This is a genomic window from Malaciobacter mytili LMG 24559 (assembly GCF_003346775.1).
GTDB lineage: Bacteria > Campylobacterota > Campylobacteria > Campylobacterales > Arcobacteraceae > Malaciobacter > Malaciobacter mytili.
On sequence record NZ_CP031219.1, the window covers coordinates 2,819,928 to 2,845,116 of the forward strand.

At 26.9% G+C, this 25,189-nt stretch carries 28 protein-coding genes; 17 read left to right on the top strand and 11 right to left on the bottom strand.

Translation table 11 applies throughout. The features are described from left to right. Position 1: 1 nt before the first annotated feature. Together AMYT_RS13610 and AMYT_RS13615 are read right to left on the bottom strand one after the other, a co-directional pair. Positions 2–739 (bottom strand): YaaA family protein, encoded by a 738-nt coding sequence (locus AMYT_RS13610; protein ID WP_114843061.1) that lies wholly within the window; start codon positions 737–739, stop codon positions 2–4. Positions 740–751: 12 nt separating this feature from the next. Further along, positions 752–1,168 carry a YchJ family protein gene (locus AMYT_RS13615; protein WP_228197867.1) on the bottom strand — a complete coding sequence of 139 codons (417 nt, stop codon included), beginning with the start codon at positions 1,166–1,168 and terminating at the stop codon, positions 752–754. Between the two features lie 349 nt (positions 1,169–1,517). On the opposite strand from AMYT_RS13615, the gene AMYT_RS13620 reads away from it, so the two are divergent. Next, positions 1,518–1,913: a hypothetical protein gene (locus AMYT_RS13620; RefSeq protein WP_114843063.1), complete on the top strand. Its 396-nt coding sequence runs from the start codon at positions 1,518–1,520 to the stop codon at positions 1,911–1,913. Here AMYT_RS13620 and AMYT_RS13625 read toward each other — a convergent pair. Both AMYT_RS13625 and ung read right to left on the bottom strand, forming a co-directional pair. Continuing rightward, positions 1,902–2,303 carry a DUF695 domain-containing protein gene (locus AMYT_RS13625; RefSeq protein WP_114843064.1) on the bottom strand — a complete coding sequence of 134 codons (402 nt, stop codon included), beginning with the start codon at positions 2,301–2,303 and terminating at the stop codon, positions 1,902–1,904. The genes AMYT_RS13620 and AMYT_RS13625 overlap by 12 nt on opposite strands. Before the next feature lie 3 nt (positions 2,304–2,306). Next, positions 2,307–2,957 (bottom strand): uracil-DNA glycosylase, encoded by a 651-nt coding sequence (gene ung, locus AMYT_RS13630; RefSeq protein WP_114843065.1) that lies wholly within the window; start codon positions 2,955–2,957, stop codon positions 2,307–2,309. A 93-nt stretch (positions 2,958–3,050) separates the two neighbouring features. On the opposite strand from ung, the gene AMYT_RS13635 reads away from it, so the two are divergent. From AMYT_RS13635 to AMYT_RS13650, 4 genes are all read left to right on the top strand, one after another. Further along, positions 3,051–3,713, top strand: coding sequence for an HAD family hydrolase (locus AMYT_RS13635; RefSeq protein ID WP_114843066.1), 663 nt, complete (start codon positions 3,051–3,053; stop codon positions 3,711–3,713). After that, complete coding sequence (locus AMYT_RS13640) at positions 3,703–3,957, top strand: hypothetical protein (protein WP_114843067.1); 255 nt, start codon at positions 3,703–3,705, stop codon at positions 3,955–3,957. Before AMYT_RS13635 ends, AMYT_RS13640 begins: the two co-directional genes overlap by 11 nt. A 61-nt stretch (positions 3,958–4,018) precedes the next feature. Further along, the gene (locus AMYT_RS13645; protein WP_114843068.1) at positions 4,019–4,453 is read left to right on the top strand and encodes a MarR family winged helix-turn-helix transcriptional regulator; all 435 of its coding nucleotides are present in this window, start codon (positions 4,019–4,021) and stop codon (positions 4,451–4,453) included. Continuing rightward, positions 4,450–5,607 carry a multidrug effflux MFS transporter gene (locus tag AMYT_RS13650; protein ID WP_114843069.1) on the top strand — a complete coding sequence of 386 codons (1,158 nt, stop codon included), beginning with the start codon at positions 4,450–4,452 and terminating at the stop codon, positions 5,605–5,607. The genes AMYT_RS13645 and AMYT_RS13650 overlap by 4 nt, the downstream gene beginning before the upstream one ends. Positions 5,608–5,632: 25 nt before the next feature. Here the strand turns inward: AMYT_RS13650 and AMYT_RS13655 are convergent, their stop codons facing one another. Next, positions 5,633–6,031: a hypothetical protein gene (locus tag AMYT_RS13655; RefSeq protein ID WP_114843070.1), complete on the bottom strand. Its 399-nt coding sequence runs from the start codon at positions 6,029–6,031 to the stop codon at positions 5,633–5,635. A 210-nt stretch (positions 6,032–6,241) separates the two neighbouring features. On the opposite strand from AMYT_RS13655, the gene AMYT_RS13660 reads away from it, so the two are divergent. Then, positions 6,242–7,078, top strand: coding sequence for a bacteriohemerythrin (locus AMYT_RS13660; protein WP_114843071.1), 837 nt, complete (start codon positions 6,242–6,244; stop codon positions 7,076–7,078). Here the strand turns inward: AMYT_RS13660 and dksA are convergent. From dksA to AMYT_RS13675, 3 genes are all read right to left on the bottom strand, one after another. After that, positions 7,075–7,443, bottom strand: a complete 369-nt coding sequence (dksA, locus tag AMYT_RS13665) for an RNA polymerase-binding protein DksA (RefSeq protein WP_114843072.1) — start codon at positions 7,441–7,443, stop codon at positions 7,075–7,077. The two genes, AMYT_RS13660 and dksA, sit on opposite strands and share 4 nt — an antisense overlap. Before the next feature lie 379 nt (positions 7,444–7,822). Continuing rightward, positions 7,823–9,049 (bottom strand): BaiN/RdsA family NAD(P)/FAD-dependent oxidoreductase, encoded by a 1,227-nt coding sequence (locus tag AMYT_RS13670; RefSeq protein WP_114843073.1) that lies wholly within the window; start codon positions 9,047–9,049, stop codon positions 7,823–7,825. A 10-nt stretch (positions 9,050–9,059) separates the two neighbouring features. After that, positions 9,060–9,374 carry a cupin domain-containing protein gene (locus tag AMYT_RS13675; protein WP_114843074.1) on the bottom strand — a complete coding sequence of 105 codons (315 nt, stop codon included), beginning with the start codon at positions 9,372–9,374 and terminating at the stop codon, positions 9,060–9,062. Positions 9,375–9,719: 345 nt separating this feature from the next. On the opposite strand from AMYT_RS13675, the gene AMYT_RS13680 reads away from it, so the two are divergent. From AMYT_RS13680 to AMYT_RS13720, 9 genes are all read left to right on the top strand, one after another. Next, positions 9,720–10,991, top strand: a complete 1,272-nt coding sequence (locus tag AMYT_RS13680; protein WP_114843075.1) for an O-acetylhomoserine aminocarboxypropyltransferase/cysteine synthase family protein — start codon at positions 9,720–9,722, stop codon at positions 10,989–10,991. Between the two features lie 8 nt (positions 10,992–10,999). Continuing rightward, positions 11,000–11,413 carry an RrF2 family transcriptional regulator gene (locus AMYT_RS13685; protein ID WP_114843076.1) on the top strand — a complete coding sequence of 138 codons (414 nt, stop codon included), beginning with the start codon at positions 11,000–11,002 and terminating at the stop codon, positions 11,411–11,413. A gap of 19 nt (positions 11,414–11,432) precedes the next feature. Beyond that, positions 11,433–12,365, top strand: coding sequence for a cysteine synthase A (gene cysK, locus AMYT_RS13690; protein WP_114843077.1), 933 nt, complete (start codon positions 11,433–11,435; stop codon positions 12,363–12,365). Positions 12,366–12,413: 48 nt separating this feature from the next. Continuing rightward, entirely contained in the window at positions 12,414–12,644 is a 231-nt protein-coding gene (locus AMYT_RS13695; protein WP_114843078.1) for a DUF2061 domain-containing protein, read from the top strand. Positions 12,645–12,657: 13 nt separating this feature from the next. Further along, positions 12,658–13,356, top strand: coding sequence for a phosphoadenylyl-sulfate reductase (locus tag AMYT_RS13700; RefSeq protein WP_114843079.1), 699 nt, complete (start codon positions 12,658–12,660; stop codon positions 13,354–13,356). Between the two features lie 66 nt (positions 13,357–13,422). Continuing rightward, the gene (gene cysD, locus AMYT_RS13705; protein WP_114843080.1) at positions 13,423–14,331 is read left to right on the top strand and encodes a sulfate adenylyltransferase subunit CysD; all 909 of its coding nucleotides are present in this window, start codon (positions 13,423–13,425) and stop codon (positions 14,329–14,331) included. 1 nt (position 14,332) lies between these two features. Beyond that, complete coding sequence (cysN, locus tag AMYT_RS13710; protein ID WP_114843081.1) at positions 14,333–15,742, top strand: sulfate adenylyltransferase subunit CysN; 1,410 nt, start codon at positions 14,333–14,335, stop codon at positions 15,740–15,742. An 8-nt stretch (positions 15,743–15,750) separates the two neighbouring features. Then, positions 15,751–16,833 carry a nitrite/sulfite reductase gene (locus AMYT_RS13715; RefSeq protein ID WP_114843082.1) on the top strand — a complete coding sequence of 361 codons (1,083 nt, stop codon included), beginning with the start codon at positions 15,751–15,753 and terminating at the stop codon, positions 16,831–16,833. 19 nt (positions 16,834–16,852) lie between these two features. Further along, positions 16,853–18,139, top strand: coding sequence for an aminotransferase class V-fold PLP-dependent enzyme (locus tag AMYT_RS13720; RefSeq protein ID WP_114843083.1), 1,287 nt, complete (start codon positions 16,853–16,855; stop codon positions 18,137–18,139). Between the two features lie 2 nt (positions 18,140–18,141). Here AMYT_RS13720 and AMYT_RS13725 read toward each other — a convergent pair whose 3' ends face one another. Then, positions 18,142–20,685 (bottom strand): methyl-accepting chemotaxis protein, encoded by a 2,544-nt coding sequence (locus AMYT_RS13725; protein WP_114843084.1) that lies wholly within the window; start codon positions 20,683–20,685, stop codon positions 18,142–18,144. Positions 20,686–20,787: 102 nt separating this feature from the next. Here AMYT_RS13725 and AMYT_RS13730 point away from each other — a divergent pair, with 102 nt between their 5' ends. Both AMYT_RS13730 and AMYT_RS13735 read left to right on the top strand, forming a co-directional pair. Next, positions 20,788–21,912 (top strand): metallophosphoesterase, encoded by a 1,125-nt coding sequence (locus AMYT_RS13730; protein WP_114843085.1) that lies wholly within the window; start codon positions 20,788–20,790, stop codon positions 21,910–21,912. 57 nt (positions 21,913–21,969) lie between these two features. After that, a complete protein-coding gene (locus AMYT_RS13735) occupies positions 21,970–22,317 on the top strand; it encodes a nitrous oxide-stimulated promoter family protein (protein WP_114843086.1) in 348 nt (115 codons plus the stop codon). Positions 22,318–22,490: 173 nt separating this feature from the next. Here the strand turns inward: AMYT_RS13735 and AMYT_RS13740 are convergent, their stop codons facing one another. Together AMYT_RS13740 and typA are read right to left on the bottom strand one after the other, a co-directional pair. Beyond that, positions 22,491–22,907, bottom strand: coding sequence for an Hsp20/alpha crystallin family protein (locus AMYT_RS13740; protein WP_114843087.1), 417 nt, complete (start codon positions 22,905–22,907; stop codon positions 22,491–22,493). Between the two features lie 402 nt (positions 22,908–23,309). Continuing rightward, positions 23,310–25,127: a translational GTPase TypA gene (gene typA / locus AMYT_RS13745; protein WP_114843088.1), complete on the bottom strand. Its 1,818-nt coding sequence runs from the start codon at positions 25,125–25,127 to the stop codon at positions 23,310–23,312. Positions 25,128–25,189: the final 62 nt, after the last annotated feature.

Sequence of the window (25,189 nt, forward strand, 5' to 3'; positions counted from 1 at the left end):
ATTACTCTATTTCCATAATTAGTAATTTTATATTTTTCTTTTCTTGTATCTCTTTTAATTTTAAGCCTTCTATATTTAAAGTCATAAACTCAGCTATTGAAGAAACACTATTTTCAGCTAGATATTTTAATAAAATACCTCTATAATATTTTGCCCAATGGCTTATTACTTTACCTTCTTTTATAAATTTAAAAGTTAATACATTTGCTTTTGTAATTTTATAAAATTTTTCATAATGTCCTGCTCTTAAATCAATAATCTCTTCACCTAAATACTCATCTAAAGCTTTAGAAAAATTTTCTAAATAAAACTTCTCTACATTAAGTTTTGGCAATTTAGCACCTTGTTTATATTTATAATCAGGGATTAAATCCTGTGCTTTTACAGGTCCAAAAAGATTTGAAAACAAAACTACATTTTCATCAATATATTTTTGTGCTTTTTCATTTAAACTATTATAATTTAATGCATCAAAAGCTACTCCATTGTATCTTTGGATTGCTTTCATTGTTGGTTTAGAAGCTAAAGTATGTTTATATTTTTCAACCTCTTTAAGATTTTTTAACCCAAACCAAGAAGATAATTCCTCTAAACTTAAAGAAGAAATATACTCTTCATAAGCTCTAATAATTTCTAATCTTTTTTCATAAAGATGCTTTAAAAAAAAACTATCTATTGAAAAAGAGCTATCTTTACCACCTTCATTTTTAGTCTCAGCTGGAGCTAAAAGTATCTTCATTACACTTCCTTTTTATAAAAATATTCCATCAACATAATACCACTTTCCATCAACTTTTAAAAATCGACTTTTTTCAGTAAAAGAGGCATCTAGTCCATTTTGAGATAATACTGCTTTAAAAGTTACAAAGCTTTCATTTTTTCCATCTATAAATTCTAAAATTTTTAAGGCATTAAAATCTGTATATTCACAAAAATTATAAATATCACTTAACCAAGCTTTTGTATTTAAAGTAAATTCTGGATTATCATAGTGTGTAGTTTTTATAATATAATCAGCATTATGTGAAGCAAAAGCACTAAATCTAGAACGCATTAAATCCAAAGCTGTAGGGGGATTTTCTCCATTATGGAAAAGTTTACAACATTTTTTATACTTTTTCTTACTTCCACAAATACATTGAGAATTAACTGCTAATTTCAAACTCATCCTTATAATAAAATAAAAAAGAATTTTATCACATTTTTTGTAAATATTAAAAGCTATACAAAACTTAACATTTATTTATTATTTTATATAAACTCTTTTCTTTTTTTATTTAAAGTAGTTTTTTAAACTTAATTTTGTTCTTTGGCTTTTTAGGCTTTTGATATATTGTTTTTGAGAAAATTAGCTCTAAAGTATAATAAGTTACAGGTATCATCATTAGACTAATAAAAATTATATATATTAACTCGATTGTTTATCCTTTTTACTTTTAAAAGTTTCATTATACTTTATTCTTTTATAATTTAGCCAAAATTAAGTAATATATTAAATAAAAATTAAAGGAGAGTGTATGGAGGATAAACAAATACCATTAGAACTTATTTCAACAGGAGTTTCTATATTTATAGTATTTGCAATATTTTTTAAAATCTTTCAGTATAAGCAAAAACTTGATGTTTTAAAAGAGCTTGATAGATTAAAAGATGAAAACCAGCTAACACAAAAAGATAAAGACTTTATAAAAACTAATTTAAAAGATTATAAAGAGCAATATGTAAGAAAAGAAGGATTAGTAAGACTTATTACTCCAATTTTTATTACTATTGCTGCTTTTTTATTTCTTCTTTTTGATTTTCAAGAAACTTTAATTCATCTAAATATACTTATTGTTGCATATATCTATTTACAAATTAATAGATTACACACTAGAAACTTTACTAAATTTTTAGAAGAACTAGATAGCTAATAACTTATTATAAGTTTTAAACTCATCTTGATTGTATATCTCAAAAGAAGCCTGATACAAAGGATTTGATTTTAAATAAGATATACAATCATAAATACACTTTTGTGCATCATTACAATAAATATAAAACTTCATTTCCCCTTCAAAAATATCAACAGCCACTAAAAGAAGTCTATTTTCTTCTTCTAATACTTTAAGATGATTTTGTTCAAAACTTGTAAAAAAAGCTAAACAAGCAGGATCTGGAAACATAATATCATCAGCTATATGAAAATGATGTTTTACTATCACTAAATTTTTATTTGAGATTTTTTCAGTTGAATTAATATTCTTTTTTACTCTTAACATCTGATTTATATTAGATGTAGTTTTTAATTGCCAATTTTGCATTTTTTACCAATCTATAACAGTTTTATTTAATGAAGTTAAAATTTCATTAGTTTTACTAAAATGTTTGCATCCAAAAAATCCCCTGTAAGATGAAAGAGGTGAAGGATGAGGCGCCGTTAAAATATGATGTTTTGATTTATCAATTAATTTTGTTTTTGAAATAGCAGGACTTCCCCAAAGTAAAAAAATTATATTTTCACAATTTAAACTTATATATTTAATAATATTATCTGTAAAAATTTCCCAACCTAAATTATGATGTGATTTAGGTTTTGACTCTTCTACTGTTAAAATAGTATTTAAAAGTAAAACTCCTTGTTGTGCCCAATAAGTTAAATCTCCATTTAAGCAAGCAGAATTTATTTCTAAATCATCTTTAATCTCTTTCAAAATATTTACCATAGAAGGTGGATTTTTTATATTTGCAGGAGTTGAAAAAGCTAAACCTTGTGCTTGCCCTATTCCATGGTATGGGTCTTGTCCTAAAATTACAACTTTTAAATCTTCAAATTTTGTTAAACTAAAGGCTTTAAAAATATTTTCTTTTTCTGGAAAAACTGTTGTTGTTTCATATTTTTTATCTATTTGTTCTTTTAAACTTTTAAAATACTCTTTATTTTTTTCTTCTTCTATAATTTCTAGCCATTTATTCATAATTTATCCTTTATTATCTGTAATTATTACAAAAATATCCTAAAGATAAAAAAATATAAAAAGTTATATAATCTACAACTTTAAAGGATATTTATGAAAAAGACAATTATATTTGATTTAGATGGAACATTAATAGATTCAGTTTTAGATATTGCTTTATGTATGAATGAAGTATTAAAAGAGTTTAATCTAAAAACTTATGAAATAGAAGAATACAACTACTTTTTGGGTGGAGGGGTAGATATTTTAGTTAATAATGTACTAAAAGAAAATAGTAATATAAATTTAAAAAATAGTATTACAAAAAGGTTTCAAGAGGTTTATGAAAATACTTTACACTCAAATACAAAACCTTATGAAGGGATTTATGAATTACTAGATGAACTAATAAAAATGCAGTTTAATATTGCAGTTTTATCAAATAAACCTCATAAATTCACTTTAGGATATGTGGAAAAGCTTTTTGGAAAATACAACTTAAAAGAGGTTCATGGTCAAAAAACTACCATAGAGAAAAAACCCCATCCACAAGCTGCAATAAATATAGCAAATAGTTTTAATACTCCTTGTGAAAAAACTTATTTTGTAGGAGATACAAAAGTTGATATGCAAACAGCAACAAATGCGGGGATGATTTCAATTGGTGTTTTATGGGGTTTTAGAGACGAAGATGAATTAAAAAAATATAATGCAAATTATATTGTAGAAAAACCTTTAGATATTATAGAGATTTTAAAAAAAAATCATGAAAAATAAATATATTCCTATTAATTGTCATTTTTATGATGAATTAGAAGCCCTTGCTATAAAAAAAATAAAAGCAAAAATTTTATATTTAGAAAAAAACAAAGAACTAGAAGTAGAAAATTTTATAATTGATTTTAAAAATCTTAATAAAGAAGAATTTTTAGTTCTTTCCTCGGGGCAATATATACGCTTGGATAAAATCATAAAAATCAATGATTTATTAGCCTCTTCTTATTCTTCTTGTTATTTATAAATCTTAAGCATAAAAAAAGTTCCTTTTAGTAATAGTTGCATATACAACTAAGGAGAAGCTTATGGTATCATCATATAAAAATTCAATAGGATTTAAGATAAATCAAACAGCAAATAGAATAAATAATAGATTTAATGAGGTTTTAAATCAATATGATATTGCACCGGAACAAAGAGCAACTTTAGAGATAATAAAAACAGATAAAAATACAAATCAAAAGGAAATAGCCTCTATTTTAGGTAAAAATAAAACCACAATTAGTCGATCATTAAAAGCATTAGAAAAAAAAGGCTTTATAAAAAGAGTAGAGATAAAAGAAGATAAAAGAGTAAATATTATTGAATTAACACAAAAAGGGGAAGAAGTCTTAAAAGAATCTGCAAAAAGTGTTGCACAATTTAGACAAAATCTCTCTTTAAATTTACAAGAAGAAGAAATAAAGCAGCTTTTTAGCCTTTTAGATAAGGTTTATAAAAATATAAAGGAAACTTTTTGAAAAAATCAATAAATCATATATATCTTATAATAATTTTAGCCGTATTATCTTCAGTTGCTCCAATGGCAATTGATACATATATTCCTTCTATTCCTAAAATTGCACTGGATTTTGAGGTAAGTATTGAAAAAATAGAACTTACATTATCTATATTTTTAATAGGATTTTCCATTGGACAAATTTTTGGAGGAGCTTTATCAGATAGAATAGGAAGAAAAAAATCTTCACTTATAGGACTTATAGGTTTTAGTTTTTTTAGTTTTATTATTATCTTTAGTTCAAATATATATGAACTTTGGATTTATAGATTTTTTGAAGCCTTTTTTGGAGGTTTAGTAGTAGTAAATTCAAATGCCATAGTAAGAGATATGTTTCATGGCAAAGAAGCTGCAAAAATCTTTTCACTTATAGGAACAGTAAGAAGTTTAGCTCCTCTTATTGCTCCTGCAATTGGTTCATTTATAATACATTTTTATTCATGGAAAGCTGTATTTATTTTTTTAGGACTTTATGCTTTACTAGTTGCATTTTTTATTCAAAAAGATTTAAAAGAGACCTTTACATATACAAAACAAAATATTCTTGAGTCTTATAAAATAGTTTTTAAAAATACTATGGCTTTAAAAGCTATGCTTGTATTAGCTGTATGTTTTTCAGGTTTTTTTATATTAATAGCAAAATCCTCTTATATATATATTGAATATTTTAATATTTCAACAGACTATTTTCCATTTTTCTTTGGGTTAAATTTTCTAATTTTAATTATTATGATAAGAGTAAATGTATATTTACTTAATAGTTTTACACAACTTGAATTAATTAAATACTCTATTTTAATTCAAATTATTGCAGGTGTTTTACTAATGCTTTTATCAAATACGATAAGTCTAATAACTACTATGATATTAATTGCAACATATATGAGTATGATGGCTTTTATTTTTGGAAATTGTGTTGCATTAGCAATGGAGAGTTTTTCAAAAAATGCAGGGGTAGCTTCTTCAGTTATAGGAGTTTTACAGTTTGGATTAGGAGCAATTATTTCTTCAATTGCTCTAGTTTTTCATTCAAATAGTTTTTTACCTATTGGAGCTAGTATCTCGTTTATATCACTAATAGCTTTTTTTATTATTAGAAGTTACAAAATTAAGTAAAGAGTAAAAGAGACTCTTTACTTAATTATTCTACTCCAAACTCAAAAAATAGCTCTTCTATTTTTTCATATTTTGCAATTGAACAACTAATTTTTAAAGCATTTTCATAATCTTTAAACTCTTGAATAAATAGTTCTTGAAGTTTTTTAGCATCAGTTGCTCTAAAAACAAAATATCCTAAAACATTTTTACTTCTTGAACCCGCCTTTTCTATACCAAAACTGTCAAATTTCCAATCAACACCTTTAGCAAAGAAAAAAACTTCTTCAACTCTTTTTAACAATTCTTCTCTTACATTATTGTTATACTCTTTTAAATGTACATAAAAAGCAACATTAGTATTAAATTGTTTTTGAACTAATTTCTTTTCATCTTTTGTTATAGGTTCATTAGTTATTTCAAACTCTTCTTTTTGTATATTCATAACTTTTCCTTTTCTTCCTCATAAATAACATTGTAATTATATACAACTAAAATAAGAGAAAGGATAAATATATAAGAAACTTTTATAAATTTTAAAATATATTAAATATAGCTTACCAATATTTTTACTATTGTGGTAAAATTAATTTAGAATAATAAGATTATTTTTTAAATTATTAATTATAATAATAAAAATGACAAGGAGTTAGCCATGGAAAATGTTAGAAATATCGAACAGATAAAATGGAAAAAAGAATATAATATTGGATTCCTGTCTATTGATAAAGAACATCAATTTTTATTTAATATAGCAAGAAAGGCACTAGGAGTTAGTTTAAAAAAAGAAAATATAAAGCCAGAAGAACTTAAAACAATAATCAAAGAGCTAACTTTATATGTAAAAAGTCATTTTTCAAATGAAGAGTCTTATATGAGAAAAATTGGTTATCCTGAATTAGATAATCATAAAATACTGCATAAAATGCTTATAAATTTACTAAATAATTTAATTAAAAATATTAATAATCTAGAATTTGAAGAGATAAAAGAAGAACTTTTTAAGTTTATTGAGGAGTATTTTGTTAATCATATTATCTTAGAAGATAAAAAAATACAAATTTGGAGTATCTCTTTAGATGAGTTAAGAAAAAACTTTGGATGGAAAGATGTATATAGTGTAAATAATGTTCAAATAGATAAAGAACATCAGGAACTTTTCAATATTGCAAAAGAGGCTTTTTGTATAGTGGATTCTTCAAAAAGAAATGAAAAAATAAAAATTATTTTAAATAGATTAATTACTTATATGAAAACTCATTTTGAATATGAAGAAGAGTTTATGAAAGAAAATGATTATATAAGATATGAAGAACATAAAAAAATTCATAAAAATATAATTGAGAAGCTAAACGATTTTATAAAAAAACTCCCCCATATGAATATTGAACTATTTGAAAAAGAGTTAGCACGAATTATTGATATTACATTAGTACAGCATATAATACAAGAAGATAGAAAAATTGTGGCTTGGTTAAATACCAAACCTTAACTATTTTTTTTATCTATATAATTTCTACAATCTATACAGTATTTAGCGTGAGGCTTAACTCTTAATCTTTTCATAGTAATCTCAGCATCACACATCTCACATAAACCATTATATTCACCTTTTGCCATTTTACTTAAAACATAGTTTATTTGAGTTAATTCCTCTAACTGTTGCTTTTTGATATGAATATCTGTTGAGTAATCTCTACTTGCAGCTGCAAAATCTGCATCATCATTTAAATCCATCTCACTTAATGAAGCATGCTCATTATCAATATTTCTTAAAGTTGCCTCGATTTTAGATTTATTTGTTAATAATAACACCTCAATTTCTTCAATTTGTGCCTGTGTTAAAGCTTTTGCCATTTTTTACCCTAAAAAATTTTTGGCGAATTATACATAATTGCGACTAAGTTGCGGATAAAAGTTTGCTTAATTTTTATACAATTTAATTGTTAAACAATAATTTTATAATAATAGATTATATAATTTAGTTATTTTTTTAAAATTATTTTTACTATTTAAGCCTAGCTATAATCCAATTTTGATAATTATTTTTACTTTTTTTATAAGATAATTTTATTATTTTTATTAATTTGGGTATAAAAGATTTTGTAGTATTTTTTTTAAGGAATTATTTCATTTTTTATTAAGTAGTAAAAGATTTTGTATAAAAAAAACTAAAAATCATAAAAAGAGAAGAGACACAAAAACGAAACAAAAGCTACTTCTCTTTTATAATATTTTATTTACTTAAAGCTTTTCCAGCTAAATATCCACTTGCCCAAGCAAAATGAAGGTTAAAGCCTCCTCTATTTCCAACTATATCTAAAACCTCTCCTGCAAAATATAAATTTTTACATAATTTACTTTCATAAGTTTTATTATCCACTTCAGCTGTTCTAATACCCCCTCCACTAGCTTCTGCATGTTTAAAACCTTGGGTGTCAATTACTTTCATTCTAAGATTTGTTAGGGTATTTACAAGAGTTCTAATATGCTTTGAATTTAACTCTTTTGCTAAAATATCACTTGGTAAATTTGCTATTTCTAGTAATACTTTTGCTAACTTTTTAGAAACTATTCCTGTTAATAAAGTTACAGCAAAAGAGTCTTCTAAAGATTTAAAAAGAGTTTCTAAAATACCTAAAAGTTCATTTTTTGACAGTTGTGGGAAAAAATTTATAGAGATTTCAACATTTTGATACAAATTTAAAGCATAAACAGCATATTGAGAAATATCTAAAATAGCAAACCCTGATACTCCATAACTTGTAAAAAGTAAGTCTGCTGTTATTTCTACTTCTTTTTGTTTATCAATATATAAAGTAATAGTTGCTTCTTTTTTAACCCCTTGAAGTTTCTCTTTATATTTAAATTCAGTATGAAGTCCTACCAAAGAGGGATAAGTAGGATTAAAACTATGGGCAAAACTACTTGCTAATGCTAATCCATCTTCTGTTGCATTTAATTGAGGAGCAGCCATTAAACCACTAGAAATTAACACTTTATCATAAAATTTAAACTTTTTATCTTCAGAATTTAAGATAAATTTTTCTTCTTGTTTTTCTATATTTATTATTTTTGTTTCCAATATAAGATTTATTTTTAAAGTCTCTAGAGAATTTTCAAGTAAGCTTACAACTGATTTTGCTTCATTTGAAAGGGGATATACTTTACAATTTTCTTTTATATCTAAAAGCAATCCTATGCTTTTACAAAAATTTTCAAAGGCTTTAAAATCAAACTCTTTTAAAGCTTGATTAACAAAAGAAGGATTTTCACCTATATAGTTTTTATCACTTATTTGTGTATTTGAGATATTACATCTACCATTTCCTGAAGCAAGTATTTTTTTGCCTATGCTTTTATTTATATCAAAAATATCTATTTGTAAGTTTTTATTTAATCTTTTAGCAGTTATTGCAGCCATTACACCAGCTGCCCCTGCTCCTATTATTGCTATTTTCAAAATCTTTACCTTAATAAAATATTGCTAACCAAAGAGTTGGATTATCTTCACAAGTATATTTTACCCTATGCTTTATATAAGCTGGGATATTCAAATAATCACCTTTTTTTAATATAACTTCTTTATCTTCAAACTCTAAAATTGCAAGGCCTTCCAAAAGAAGAACGAATTCATTTTCTTTTTGTTCATACCAAAAGTTTTCTTTACTCTTTTGTCCATTTGAAACAATTCTTTCTATTTTTATATTTTGATTTTGATTTAAAGTTATAAACTCTTCTACACTCTTATCTATTTTTATATTTTCAAAGATATTTTTTACTTGCATTTTTATCCTTTATTATTATATGATTATACCAAATCAATGCAAAAACTACCATTTATTATTCTTTACTAAATTAATCAACTTTATTTTTAGGTGTTTTTTTCACTATTTTTTATTTTCTTTTAGAGAAAATATTTTTTATTTAAAATTCTTTTTCATATTTAGGAAGATCCCTATTTTTAGGTGGTTTTAAATTTTAAAAACTATATTTTTATATAAAATTAGATTTTTAAAAAGCTAAATTCTTATTTAATTTATAAAGTTTTTTACAAATCCTTACCAAAACACTTGACATTATAAAAAAAATAGTATAGAATTTCACTATATTTAAAATCAAAGGGAAGAAAAATGCAAAAAGAGACTATTGCAATTCATGCTGGATATGATAAAAAAGAGGGATATGGTTCTATGAGTGTACCTATTGCTCAAACAACAGCATATGCTTTTAGAGATTCTGAGCATGCTGCAAATTTATTTGCGTTAAAAGAGCTAGGTCCTATTTATACAAGATTAACAAACCCGACAACTGATGTATTAGAGCAAAGATTTGCTACATTAGAAGGAGGAGCTGCTGCAATTTGTACTTCAAGTGGACAAGCAGCAATTTTTTATGCAATTGCAAATGTGGCTGAAGCTGGCGATAACATTATTATTTCAGATAAATTATATGGTGGGGCGGTAACTTTACTTACACATACAATGAAAAGATTTGGAATTACTGCTAAAGTATTTAAAAGTGAAGATGCAAGTGATTTAGAAGAGCAAATTGATGAAAAAACAAAAGCTATTTTCTTTGAATCACTATCAAACCCTCAAATTGCCATTACAGATGTGGAAAAAGTAGTTGAAATTGCAAAAAGAAATGGAGTTTTAACTATTTGTGATAATACAGTTGCAAGTGCAGCACTTTTCAATCCAATAAAATGGGGAGTTGATGTTGTAGTTCACTCAACATCAAAATATACAAATGGACAAGGAACTGCAATTGGGGGTATTGTTGTAGAAAGAGAAGGTCTTGCAGAGTTTTTTAAAGAAAATAGCAAAAGATACTATCACTTTACTACACCAGATGAGAGTTACCATGGATTAGTTTATACAGAAGTTCCTCTTCCAAATTTTTGTTTAAGAATTAGATTAGCCCTATTAAGAGATATTGGAGCAACACAATCTCCACATAATTCATGGTTACTAATTCAAACATTGGAAACTTTAGGATTAAGAGTAGATAAGCACTCTGATAATGCTTTAGAAATTGCAAAATTTTTACAATCACATCCTAAAGTTAAATCAGTAAATTATCCAGGATTAGAATCTAGTAAATATTATGATAAAGCACAAAAATATTTTAAAGAGGGAAAAGCCTCTGGACTTATCTCTTTTGAAGTAGAATCTTTTGAAGAAGCAAGAAAAGTTATTGATAGTGCAAAACTATTTAGTGTAGTTGTTAATATTGGAGATAGTAAATCACTTATTACTCATCCAGCAAGTACAACACACTCTCAAATGAGTGAGAAAGAGCTAATTGAAGCTGGAATAAATCCTGCAACAGTTAGATTAAGTATTGGTTTAGAAAATACAGCTGATTTAATTGAAGATTTAAATCAGGCGTTAAATAAATAGGAAATTAAATGCCATTAATTTCAACAAAGGGAGTATATGGGCTTACAGCCATGCATGAGTTAAGTAAGCACAATCCAAATACTCCCATGCAAATTAAAGAGATTTCAAAAAATGCCAATATCCCGCAAAACTACTTAGAACAACTACTAAGTAAGTTAAGAAAAGCAGGTTTGGTAAAAAGTATAAGAGGGGCAAAAGGTGGGTATGTTTTAGCCCACGAGCCAGAAAAGATAAATATTGGTGAAATATTAGCTGTTTTAGAAGATGATTTAAAATTAGTAGATCAAAAAACTCAAAACCCAATATTAAATCTTTTCTTTGAGGATGCAAAAGCAAATATGACAAAATACTTTGATATTTCTCTTGCAAAGTTAGATGAATATCAAGAAAAATATAATGAATTTTTACACTATAGTATATAAATTTTAGAAGGAGATAGAAATGAAATATGCAAAAAATGTTACAGAATTAATAGGAAATACGCCACTAGTACAACTTCAAAAAGCAAGTATTGAATCTGGTGCAATAGTTTTAGGAAAATGTGAATTTATGAACCCAACTCATTCTGTAAAAGATAGAATTGGTACAAATATGATTAAAACTGCTTTAGAAAAAGGTTTAATCAATGAAAATACAACAGTAATTGAACCTACAAGTGGAAATACGGGGATAGCATTAGCTTCTGTTTGTGCAGGATTAGGAATAAAACTTGTTCTTACAATGCCTTCATCAATGAGTATTGAAAGAAGAAAATTATTAAAAGCATTAGGAGCAGAGCTTGTATTAACTGAACCTGAAAAAGGAATGAAAGGTGCAGTAGATAAAGCGAATGAATTAAGCCAAGAAATTGAGAACTCATTTGTACCACAACAGTTTGCAAATGAAGCTAATCCAGAGATTCACAGAAAAACAACAGCACAAGAAATCTTAAATGATACAGATGGAAAAGTTGATATTTTAGTTGCTGCAATAGGAACAGGTGGAACGATTACAGGTACAGGTGAAATTTTAAAACAACATAATCCAAATATTCAAATTATTGCAGTTGAACCTGAAGCTTCTCCTGTATTAAGTGGAGGGAAACCAGGTCCTCATAAAATTCAAGGTATTGGTGCAGGATTTGTTCCAGATGTACTAAATACAAAAGTTTATGATGAAATAATTCAAGTATCAAATGATGATGCAATTGCAACATCAAGAGATTTAGCTAAAAATGAAGGTTTATTAGTTGGTATTTCAGCAGGAGCAAATGCTTATGTTGCTCAAAAAATTGCTCAAAGACCAGAAAATAAAGGAAAAACAATTGTTACAATCCTTTGCGATACGGGAGAGAGATACCTAAGCGCAGGATTATATGAATATGATGATGAGTAAGATTACTCATCCTCATATGACATTTTTTTAAACATATGAGGAAATACAATGCACGAAAAACCCTACAGATCAGTTGTAAAAACCATTTCTTGGCGAACACTAGGAACACTTGATACAATGATTATCTCATATTTTATTACTGGTAATTTAGTAATGGCTGCTTCTATTGGTTCAATTGAAGTAATTACAAAAATGATACTTTATTATTTTCATGAAAGAGCATGGAATAAAATACCATTAGGTAGAGTTCAACCAGCTCAAAATGATTATCAAATTTAGGTGAAGAGAAAATATGAGAATTATAGATGAATTAAATGAAAAGTTAAAAAATTCTTCAACACAAGAGATTATAGAATTTTTTATAAAAGAATATAAAGAAAAAATTGCCCTTGCTTCAAGCTTAGGAGCAGAAGATCAAGTTTTAACAGATATGATTTTTAAAACTGATAGAACAGCAAGAGTTTTTACACTTGATACAGGAAGATTAAATCCAGAAACTTATGATGTTATGGATGCAACAAATCTTAAGTATTCAGTTAAACTTGAAGTTTTTTTCCCAAAATTGCAAGAAGTTCAAAACCTTTATGCAACTCAAGGTGTAAATGGACATTATGAAAGTATTGAAAATAGAAAAAGATGCTGTAATATTAGAAAAATAGAACCTTTAAAAAGAGCCTTAGAAGGTTTAGAGGTTTGGATTACAGGTCTTAGAAGTGCTCAAAGTATCACAAGAGAAGAGATGAAACTTGTAGAATGGGATGAAGCTTTTAATTTAATTAAGGTAAATCCTTTAATTAATTGGAGCGAAGAAGAAGTATGGAACTATATAAAAACTAATCATGTTCCATATAATAAATTACATGATCAAGGTTTCCCTAGTATTGGATGTGCACCCTGTACCAGAGCCATCAAAGATGGCGAAGATGTAAGAGCTGGAAGATGGTGGTGGGAAACCCCTGAACATAAAGAGTGTGGTTTACATAAAAAGTAAATGGTGATATATTCAAACTTTCAACTTGAAATATATCTAATAAGTTTTTAAATTGATGGAGAGATTATGTTAGATACAAAAAGATTAACTCACTTAAAACAACTTGAAGCTGAGTCAATTCATATAATTAGAGAGGTAGTTGCTGAATTTGATAACCCTGCAATGCTTTATTCAATTGGTAAAGATTCTGCGGTTATGCTTCATTTAGCAGTAAAAGCTTTTGCACCTGCAAAACTACCTTTCCCTTTACTACATGTTGATACAACATGGAAATTTAAAGAGATGATAGAATTTAGAGACCAAAGAGCTAAAGAGTTAGGAGTTGAATTACTTGTACATGTAAACCAAGAGGGAGTTGATCAAGGAATTGGACCTTTTACTCATGGTAGTGCTGTTCATACTGATGTGATGAAAACACAAGGGTTAAAACAAGCTTTAAACAAATATAAGTTTGATGCTGTATTTGGTGGCGCAAGAAGAGATGAAGAGAAAAGTCGTGCAAAAGAGAGAATCTATTCATTTAGAGATAAAAATCATAGATGGGATCCAAAAAATCAAAGGCCAGAATTATGGAATGTGTACAATGGTAGAGTACATAAAGGTGAATCAATTAGAGTATTCCCTCTTTCAAACTGGACAGAATTAGATATTTGGCAATATATTTACTTAGAGCAAATTCCAATTGTTCCTTTATATTTTTCTGCAAAAAGACCTGTTGTAGAAAGAGATGGGGTAAAAATAATGGTTGATGATGAGAGAATGCCTGTTGAACCAGGAGAGATAAAAGAGGAGATGGTTAGATTTAGAACATTAGGTTGTTATCCTCTTACAGGGGCAGTTGAAAGTAGCGCAACTACACTTCCTGAAATTATTCAAGAAATGCTATTAACAAGAACAAGTGAAAGACAAGGTAGAGTTATAGATAATGACCAAGCTGGGTCAATGGAAAAGAAAAAAATAGAGGGGTATTTCTAAGATGGCACATCAATCAGATTTAATTGCTTCAAATATTGAAGAATATTTAAAAGAGCATGAAAATAAAGAGTTATTAAAATTTATTACTTGTGGAAGTGTTGATGATGGTAAATCAACGTTAATTGGTAGGTTATTACATGATTCAAAGATGATTTTTGAAGACCAATTAGCTGCAATTAAAAATGATTCTAAAAAAAGTGGAACAACAGAAAATGAGTTTGATTTAGCTTTATTAGTTGATGGTTTACAAAGTGAAAGAGAGCAAGGTATTACTATTGATGTTGCTTATAGATATTTTTCAACTGATAAAAGAAAATTTATTATTGCAGATACACCAGGGCATGAGCAATACACAAGAAATATGGCAACAGGTGCTAGTACAGCTGATTTGGCAATTATTTTAATTGATGCTAGATATGGAGTACAAACACAAACTAAAAGACACTCATTTATTACAAAACTACTTGGAATTAAACATATAGTAGTTGCTATTAATAAAATGGATTTAGTTGATTTTAGTGAAGAAAGATATAATGAAATTAAAACTAGTTATATTAAATTTGCTCATGAATTAGGAATTGAAGATGTTATTTTAATCCCTATTTCTGCTTTAAATGGGGATAATGTTGTAAATAAAAGTGAAAAATCACCTTGGTATAAAGGTGAAACTTTAATGCATACATTAGAACATATAGAAATAGCAAAAGATAGAGATTTACAACATTTTAGATTACCTGTTCAATATGTAAATAGACCAAATTTAGATTTTAGAGGATTTTGTGGGACAATAGCTTCTGGAATTATTCAAGTTGGTGATGCAATTACAGTTTTACCTTCAGGTAAAAGTTCACATGTAAAAGAAATAGTTACATATGAAGGTAATTTAAGTTATGCATATGCAGAACAAGCAGTAACTATCACTTTAGAAGATGAGATTGATATTAGTAGAGGTGATATTATTGTAAAAAGTGATGAGCAACCAGACCACGCTACTAGTTTAGATGTAGATATTGTATGGATGAGTGAAGAGCCTTTAATAAAAGGTAAATCATATTATATAAAAAGAGCAACTACTTCTACAACAGGAAGTATTGATAAATTCTATTTTAAAACAGATGTAAATACTCTTGAAAAAGATGATAGTACAAATGTTTTAAATTTAAATGAAATTGCTCACGCAAAACTTGATTTAAGCCAAGAAATTGCATTTGATGAATATGAACACAACAAAACAATGGGAAGTTTTATTATTATAGATAGAATTTCAAATAATACAGTTGGTGCTGGAATGATTAGAGGAAAATCAAAAGAACAAGGAAAGTTAGATTCTAACTACTCTGAGTTTGAAATTGAATTAAATGCTTTAATTAGAAAACATTTTCCACATTGGGATGCAAAAGTAATTAAATAGGTTTAATTATGTCTTATGATATTGAAAGAATAAAAAAAGAAAAAGATGGGTTAGATGTCCTTGCGGACATCTACTTGTATGCAGTATTAGGAGAGAGTGTAGAAGAAGATGATATTAAAAGATTTCAATGGTATGGTTTAACACAAAATAAAAATGCTTCTTCTTTAGAATTTACTCTTAAAATCAAACTTATTAATGCCCTTCTTACAATTGAACAGCTTGAAATGTTATGTAAAATCTCAAAAGAGTTTGCAAAAAACTCTTTAAGATTTGTATCTAGGCAAAATATTGAATTAGATAATATTAAAATCTTTGATGTTCCTGCTATTTTTAATTTACTAGATAGTGTAAAATTAAACTCGATTTTTGCCAATGGTCATGTTCCAACAAATATTATGTCTTGCCCTATAAATGGATATAATCCAAACCAAATAGATGATGTAAGTGAATTAGTTGAAAAGCTAAATGAGATTTTTGAAGGAAATAAAAATTTTTCAAATCTACCAAATGAACTAAAAATTTTAATTGATGGATGTGGGTGTGTTAAGATAAATTGTCAAGATAATGATCTTTTTTTCAAAGCAATTAAGAGTTCAAATGGTAAAATTCAATTTGAAGTTACAGTAGGTGTAAAAGATACAGCCGTAAGAATAGGTTATATTGCACCTTCTCAAGTAGTTCCCTTTGCTAAAGCAATTGCTAAAATTTATAGAGATTTTGGTAATAGAACAGATGAAAATAAATCAAAACTTGCAAATTTAGTGGCTGATGTAGGGTTTAATAAATTTATTTCCCTTTTACAATCAGAACTTACATTTAAAATAAAAGATACAGTAGAGTTTATAGATACAAAAAAAGCTTTTGATAACTATTATGGAGTATTTCAAAGCAACAAAGATAATTATAGTTTTGTTGGTTTTAATTTAAAAAATAAAGATTTAAAAGCTCAAGGTTTAGAAAAATTATATGAATTAATGAAAGAGTATAATGCCTCTAAGATAAAAATTACTCCACTTGAAGATATTATAGTTTTAGATGTACCTACTAAAGTTGCTAAAGATTTTGAAAATATATTAAAAGAGAACTTTTAATTTTAATAAAAGATGGTTGATGAAAAAAGATCTATTTAGAAAAATTCTAAACTCTAACAATTTAAAAAAAGATATTATTGGACATCATAAAGAGTTATATTTTGATTATACTGCATCAGGATTAGCATTTGAACCAATAGAAGCTCGTATTAGAGAAGTGCTGCAAACTTATGCAAATACTCACTCAAAAGAAGCCTCTATGGCCCATACAACAAATAACTATTTTGAAGAAGCAAGAGAAAATCTTAAAAAAATGTTTGAACTTAGTGATGAGTTTACTATTTTACCAAATGGTTGTGGTGCCACAGCAGCAATAAAACATTTTCAAGAACTTTTAGGAATATATATTCCTCCTGCTACAAAAAAAAGATATAACATAAGTGTAGATAAATCTAAACTTCCTTTAGTAATAGTTGGACCTTATGAGCATCACTCAAATGATGTAAGTTTTAGAGAAGCTTTATGTGAAACTATTAGAATTGGCTTAGATAACCATGGATTAGTTGATTTAAAACATTTAAAAGAAGTTTTAGAAGAGAATAAACATAGAGAAATTATTGGAAGTTTTTGTATTGCTTCAAATGTAACAGGAATTATTAGTGATTATAAAAATATTTCTAAATTATTAAGAGAATATAATGCTATTGTATGTTTTGATGCAGCAGCTAGCTCTCCTTATATGAATATTCCATGTGAATATTATGATGCACTTTTTGCATCTCCTCACAAACTACTTGGAGGACCTGGAAGTTGTGGACTATTAATAATAAGAAAAAAGTTAATTGATAGTAGTATTAGCCCTACTTTTGCAGGTGGAGGAACAGTTTTATATGTAAATAAAAATACTCAAGAGTATGATTCTAAAATTGAAAATAGAGAAAATGCAGGAACTCCTGGTATTTTACAATTTATAAGAGCCTCTCTTGCATATCAACTTAGAAATGAAGTTGGTTTTGATTATATAAAAAATAAAAAAGATGAATTAATAAAATATTTAATTAGTGAACTTAAAAAAATAGAAGATATTATAATTTATGGAAATTTAGAAGCAAATAATATAGGGATTGTGTCTTTTAATAAAAAGAATTTAAGTCCTTATGATTTATGTGCAAAATTATCTGATATTTTTGGAGTACAAACAAGAGCTGGATGTTCTTGTGCTGGACCTTATGGTCATGATTTATTAGGAATAGAGAAAATAGATTTAAATAATAAACCAGGATGGGTTAGAGTATCTGTTCACTATACAATGCACAAAGAAGATATAGATAATCTTCTTCAAGCTATAAAAGATAGTATTAAATAATACTATCTTTTCTCACAGTTAATCTCTCTTACTTTATCTAAAAGATCAAATACTTTTGAAACTTCATTTTCTACTTCATATGTCTCTTTTAGAATTTGTTCATTAGAACTACCTTTTGCATATAAATCTATTGTAACTTGAACTTTTTCATGTACATTTTTATGAGCTTTTAATAACTCTTGCCACTGAGTAGTTTGTGCAAATTTTTCATTTGCATTTGCATCTAACCATTTACCTAAATTACATTCATGATGGCTTTTAACTTTAAAGAAATTTCCCTCATGACAATTATTAAAGTTTGTATCTTTAAAAACAATATGATCAGATTTTAATTTATTTACATTAAAAATCATACTTGGGTCACATATTCTTTTTTTAGATTCTTCGTTATATGAAGTATTTCTTACTGCATTATTTAACTGCTTAACTAAATGTTGAGTATTTAAAGCCATTTTGCTAATAGTTGAAGCCAATGATGCATTTTCTTGAGTTGCTTTATCTAAAGAGTTTACCGTATCATTAATTTGTGAAATTGCATTTTGTTGCTCTTTTGAAGCAGTAGCAACTTCATTTATTAACTCAATTGTTGTATGAATACTCTCATCTAATTGATTATATCCTGTTAGCATTTTATCTGTAATACTTTTACTTTCTTGAGCTTTTTGTGTAGCACTTTCTACTAAGTCTTTTATCTCCTTAGCAGCTTGAGCACTTCTATTTGCAAGATTTCTTACCTCTTGTGCAACAACTGCAAAACCTTTCCCTGATTCCCCTGCTGTTGCTGCTTCTACTGCTGCGTTAAGTGATAATATATTTGTTTGAAAGGCTATTTGATCAATTACTGTAATTGCTTCATGAATAGAGATAACTTTTGCACTTAATTCATCCATAGCATTAACTGTTTGGTTTGCTAAAGCTCTTCCTTGTTCATTTGAAGAAGTTACATTTTGTGCATGAATTGTCATTTTATGCGCATTTTCACTACTATGATTTATTGTTGAAGTTATCTCTTCAATTGCAGCTGCTGTTTCTTCTAAGCCTGCAGCTTGGATATTTGAAGATTCACTTAATCTTTTTGAAGCATTTGATAACTCATTTGCACTACTATTTAACTCTTTATTAGATTTATCTATAAGAGCCATAACCTCTGACATTGTTGATTGTGTTACTTTTACTCCATTTAATAAAGAAGCAATAAGTCCTGTTACTCCATTGATTGTAGGGACTGCAACATCATATTTTGCTTGAGATAATAAAACAAGTGTTTCAGATAAAACAAATAGGTTTTTACCTGTTTTTTCTATCATATCATTTATTACATTGATTAATAAGGCTACTTCTTTAGAGTTTGCTTGTTTTTTTATCTTATCATTAAATAATCCAACATTAACCTTTTCCATTACAACTCTTGCTTCATGAATAACTTCTCTATCTTTTTCTATTCCAGCTTCAATAGAGTCTAAATATAAATTAAAACTTTGTACTACTTCGCCTATTTCATCTTGATTTTTAACCTCAATATGAGAAGCATCTAAGCTTTGTACTCTAATACTATCAATAGCTTTTTTTAAGTCTTTAATTGGAGTTATAATATTTGTCTTCATATTTATAAGAGAAATTACAAATGTAACCAAAAGAGCAAGAACTAAAATAACCAAAGCAATAAAAATTAAATTTGTAGATTTATCTATTGCCAAATGTACAATCTCATAAGGTTTACCCACAAGTGCTATTCCAACATTATTACCTTCAAAATCTTTTATATACTCATATGTATAAGTAAACTTAGAACTATTAAAAATTCCTTCTTTTAAAAGAGTTTTAAAATCAAGAGTTTTACTATCTTCTAAAAACTCTTTATTTATAAATTTTTGAGAAATAATATAATCTTTTAGTTTTAAATTTTCATCAACTTTTGCAACAGCTAAAGAAGCATCCATTAAAAGTAAAAAACCATCTTTATTTTTATCAAAAGCTTTTGCAACAGAGTTAATACCTTGCATAAACTCTAAAGAGCCTAAATGTTCACCACTTTGTGAGAAAATAGGTACAACTGATCTAATACTAAGTCCAGCTTTCCCCACTTCAAAAGTATTTACAATAACTTTTTCTTTATTTACTTTTACAACACTTTTTCTAAAAGAACTTAAATCATCTCCAAATTTATTTACTTGCCAATTTCTTAAAAAAGAGTGATTATCTTTTGTATGAATATGTACCTTAATATTTTTAAAAGGAGTATTATCTTTCATATTTTTTGATAAATTAGCTAAGGCTTCAATTGCTAAATCCCTATTATTTTCCGCTAAAGCTCTTTTTATCATTGTATCATTTGCTATTGATATTGCATTTGATATACCAACATCAAATTTTCCTTCAATTCTATCATTTGCAATATTTTTTAAATCAATTTCTATATTTTTATATACATCCTTAATTAAACTATTCTTATAATTGTTTAATATAAAGTATCCAATAACTATTGTTAGTAAAGTCATTATAAATGATACTAATGTAAATTTTTTTGAAATTGATAAATTTCTCATATAAGCTCCTTCTATATCCCTAATATAATAATTTATTATATCTTTAAATTTATATAATAAAACTTTTAGCTTTAACTCAACTATTTTTTATATAATTATCCTATGAGAGTTTTACTATTTGGAACAATTTTTCTAATTATTTTTTCTTTATTATGTTTATATATTTCAAAAAGATTTATAAATAAGCTTGATTTAAAGCCAAAATATAAAAAATATTTAAATTATTTTTTAGTTTTAAATCTTTTGGGGGTATTGGGTTATCTAGTATTTAGAAGATACCCAATTATTCCCAATGAAATATATTTTTTATTAAGTGTTCCTATTGGAATAATTTTTTTACTCTTCTCTACATCAGTTATTTATGATATTTTAAAATATCTTATCAATCACTCTTCAAAAGATATTAAAAGAAGAGAGTTTTTTAAAAAATCTTTAGATATAACTGCTCTTCTTGCAGCTACTTCAATTAATGCAAAAGCTATGTATAATGCAAGACATATACAAATAGAAGAAGTAAAAATTAAAATAAAAAATTTAAAAGAGTCATATAGCTTAGTTCAAATTAGTGATGTACATATTGGTGGTTTGGTTGATAAAGAATTTATTGCTTCTCTTGTAAAAAAAATAAATCTTTTAAAAGCTGATGTAGTAGTAATAACAGGCGATTTAGTTGATACTAATTTAAAGTATGCAAAAGCTGCATTAGAAGAACTAGAAAATCTAAAATCTACTTATGGAACATATTTTATAGTGGGAAATCATGAATATTTTCATGGTATTGAAAATATTATAGAAACAATGAAAAGTTTAAATATAAAAGTATTAGAAAATGAAAATATCTATATTGGAAAAGAAAATAGTGGTTTTTATTTAGCTGGAGTTTATGATAGATTTGGAGAAAGATATGGAGAATATAAACCAGATATAAAAAAGGCTTTAGAAAATACAGAAGATTTTCCTACTATTTTATTGGCTCATCAACCAAAATTTATTGAAGAAATTCCTTCAACATCAAATATTGATTTAATACTTTGTGGGCATACTCATGGAGGACAAATAATGCCTTTTAACCTTTTAGTAAAGCTTCAACAGCCATATATTAGTGGACTTTATCAACATAATGATACTACTCAAGTATATGTAAATAAAGGAACTGGATTTTGGGGTCCTCCTATGAGATTAGGTGCAAGTTCTGAGATAACTTATATAAATTTAATAAGTAATTGATTTCAATCATTGTTTTTTTTAACAGTTATAATAAAATAAAATAAAAAAAGTTTTATTATGACTGTGGAAAAATTTGAAAATGAAATTAATACTTTAAAAAAATTTTATAAAATTTATTGTGAAGATAAACATAAAGAACAAGAAGATATAAAAGAGATAATCTTATATAAAGAAAAATATTTTGAGCTGGATTTACATTTATGTAATGAGTGTTTAAAAGATATTAGGTACTCAATAGAAAAACTTCAAACTTGCGTGCATGAAATTAAACCTAGATGTAGAAACTGTCCAAATCCTTGCTATGAAAAAACTCAATGGAAAAAAACTGCAAAAGTTATGAAATATGGGGGAATAAAACTAGGGCTATCTTCCATAAAAAATAAAGTTTTAAAAATCTTTAAGTAGAGGAATACTCCTCCACTTAAAACTCAAAAAATAGGTGCTAGTTATTTATTTATTTAAAATATATAAGGCACTTATACCAAAAATTTTGCCATAAATGCTTGCTAATATTAAGTAATCTTTTTTATATGAATTAAATTGTTTTTTTATATTTTTTAAAATTTCCATACTCCTCCTTACTTAATTTGAATGATTTTTTTATGTTTTTCCTCTGCTAATTTTGGAATCACAACTTCTAAAACTCCATCTTCATAGTTTGCATCAATATTTTCAATATCGGCATTTTCAGGAAGTGTAAAACTTCTTGTAAATTTACCAAATGAAGTTTCAACTTTATAATAATCTTCTTCTTTTATCTCTTCTTTTATTTTTCTTTCACCTGAAATTGTTAATATATCTTTATGTACATCTACTTTAATATTCTCTTTTTTTACTCCAGGTAAATCCACATCAATATGATAAGCAAATTCTCCTTCTCTAGTATTTACAGAAGGAACAAACCCACTTACACCTTCATTTTGTGAAACTTTGTTATAAAATCTTTTTTCAAATTCTGCTAAATCTTTAAAGGGATCAAATCTTGTAACTAACATCTTTTTCTCCTTAATTTAGAATACTTGATAGTTTTCTTATCAAGTTAATGAAATTATAACAAATATTTTTAGCACTTGTCAAGAGTATTTGCTAATTTTTTATATTTTTTTAGCACTTTTTATTTTAGAGTGCTAAGTAATAACAATAAAACTTGTAATAATAGTTACAATATAAATTGTAAATACTATTAAATAATCTTTTTTATTTATATTATTCATTGTTTCTTCCTTTCATAGGAGAAACAATCAATTTCTCCTATATATTTATATTATTTTTTTTAAAAATAAAAACATTTAGTTCCTTGATTTTTAGGTATAAAAAAAGGGAAGATCAAAAGCCCTTCCCTTTATAAAGTTCTAAAGCCTTTTGTCTTTTAATCAAAAAGGCTTAACTAATATTAATTAATCAGCGAATTTAGCCTTTTTAGCTGTTCTTTTTCTTGCCGTTGGATCAAGTTCTCTTTTCCTAATTCTTACACTTTTTGGAGTAACTTCAACAAGTTCATCCTCTTCAATCCACTCTAACGCATTTTCTAAACTCATAACTCTTGGAGGGATAAGTTTAATAGCATCATCAGAACCTGATGCCCTTACGTTTGTTAATGCTTTTCCTTTAATTGGATTAACATCTAAATCATTTGATTTTGCATGCTCACCAATTACCATTCCTACATAAACTTTATCTTGAGGTTTTATATACATAATCCCTCTTTCTTGTAGGTTGAAAATTGAGTAACCTAAAGCTTCTCCATTTTCCATAGATACAAGTGCCCCATTTTTTCTTGTTTCAACTGTTCCTGAGTATGGTCTAAACTCTAAGAATGAGTGGTTCATAACACCCTCACCTTTTGTATCAGTTAAAAACTCTGTTCTAATTCCAATAAGTCCCCTTGCAGGAATTTCAAACTCTAATCTTGTAAATCCAGATCCCATTGGAACCATATTTGTCATATTTGCTTTTTTTCTTCCAAGTTTTTCAATAATTGTTCCAGAATACTCATCTGGAGTATCAATTACTAAATGTTCAAATGGTTCATAAACTACGCCATTTTCAATTCTTGTAATAACTTCTGGTCTTCCAATAGAAAACTCAAAACCTTCTCTTCTCATATTTTCAGCTAAAATAGTAATTTGAAGTTCACCTCTTCCGTTTACTTTAAATTTACCTTCACCAATTTGCTCATAACTCATAGCAATATTAGTGTTCATCTCAGCTTTTAATCTTTCATCAATTTTATTTGAAGTTACAAATTTACCTTCAGTTCCTGCTAATGGAGAATCATTTACTGCAAATGTAACAGATAAAGTTGGCTCTTCAATATGCATAGGGTCTAATGGCATTGGGTTACTTGGGTCACATAAAGAATCCCCAACATCAATAGTTTCAAATCCTGCAACAGCTACAATATCCCCTGCACCTGCTGATTTAAGTTCAATTCTTTCTAAACCTTTAAATCCAATTAGTTTAGTTACTCTACCTTTAACTTTTTCACCATCTGCTTTACATAATAAAACAGTTTCACCTTGAGAGATAGTACCATTAAAAATTCTTGCAATTCCAATCTTACCAATGAAGTTATCATAATCAAGAGTAAATACTTGAAGCTGTAAACCATTTTCTTCACTTCCATTTGGTTTTGGAACTTCTGTTAAGATAGTTTCAAATAAAGGCTTTAAATCTTTCTTTTCATCATCTAAATTATGAATTGCATAACCATCTCTTGCAGCTGCATAAATTACTGGGAATTCAAGTTGCTCATCTGTTGCATCCATTTGTGCAAAAAGGTCAAATACTTCATCAACAACTCTATCTGGTTCACCAGCAGGTTTATCAATTTTATTTACAACAACAATTGGTCTATGCCCAAGTGATAAAGCTTTTTTTACAACGAATTTAGTTTGAGGCATAACTCCCTCTTGAGCATCTACAAGAAGTAGTACAGAATCAACCATCTTTAAAACCCTCTCAACTTCTCCACCAAAATCGGCGTGTCCCGGAGTGTCAATAATGTTAATTCTTACACCTTCATAATCAATAGCAGTATTTTTAGAAAGAATTGTAATTCCTCTTTCTTTTTCAATGTCATTGCTATCCATTACTCTTTCATCTACTTCTTGGTGTGAAGAAAAAGTTCCAGATTGTTTTAATAATTCATCTACCAGCGTCGTTTTACCATGGTCAACGTGCGCAATTACGGCAATATTTCTAATATCTCTCATTTACTCTCTTTAAGTTAATTTTTCGCGATTATACTAAATATTTGCTTAAATTAAGGCAAGTG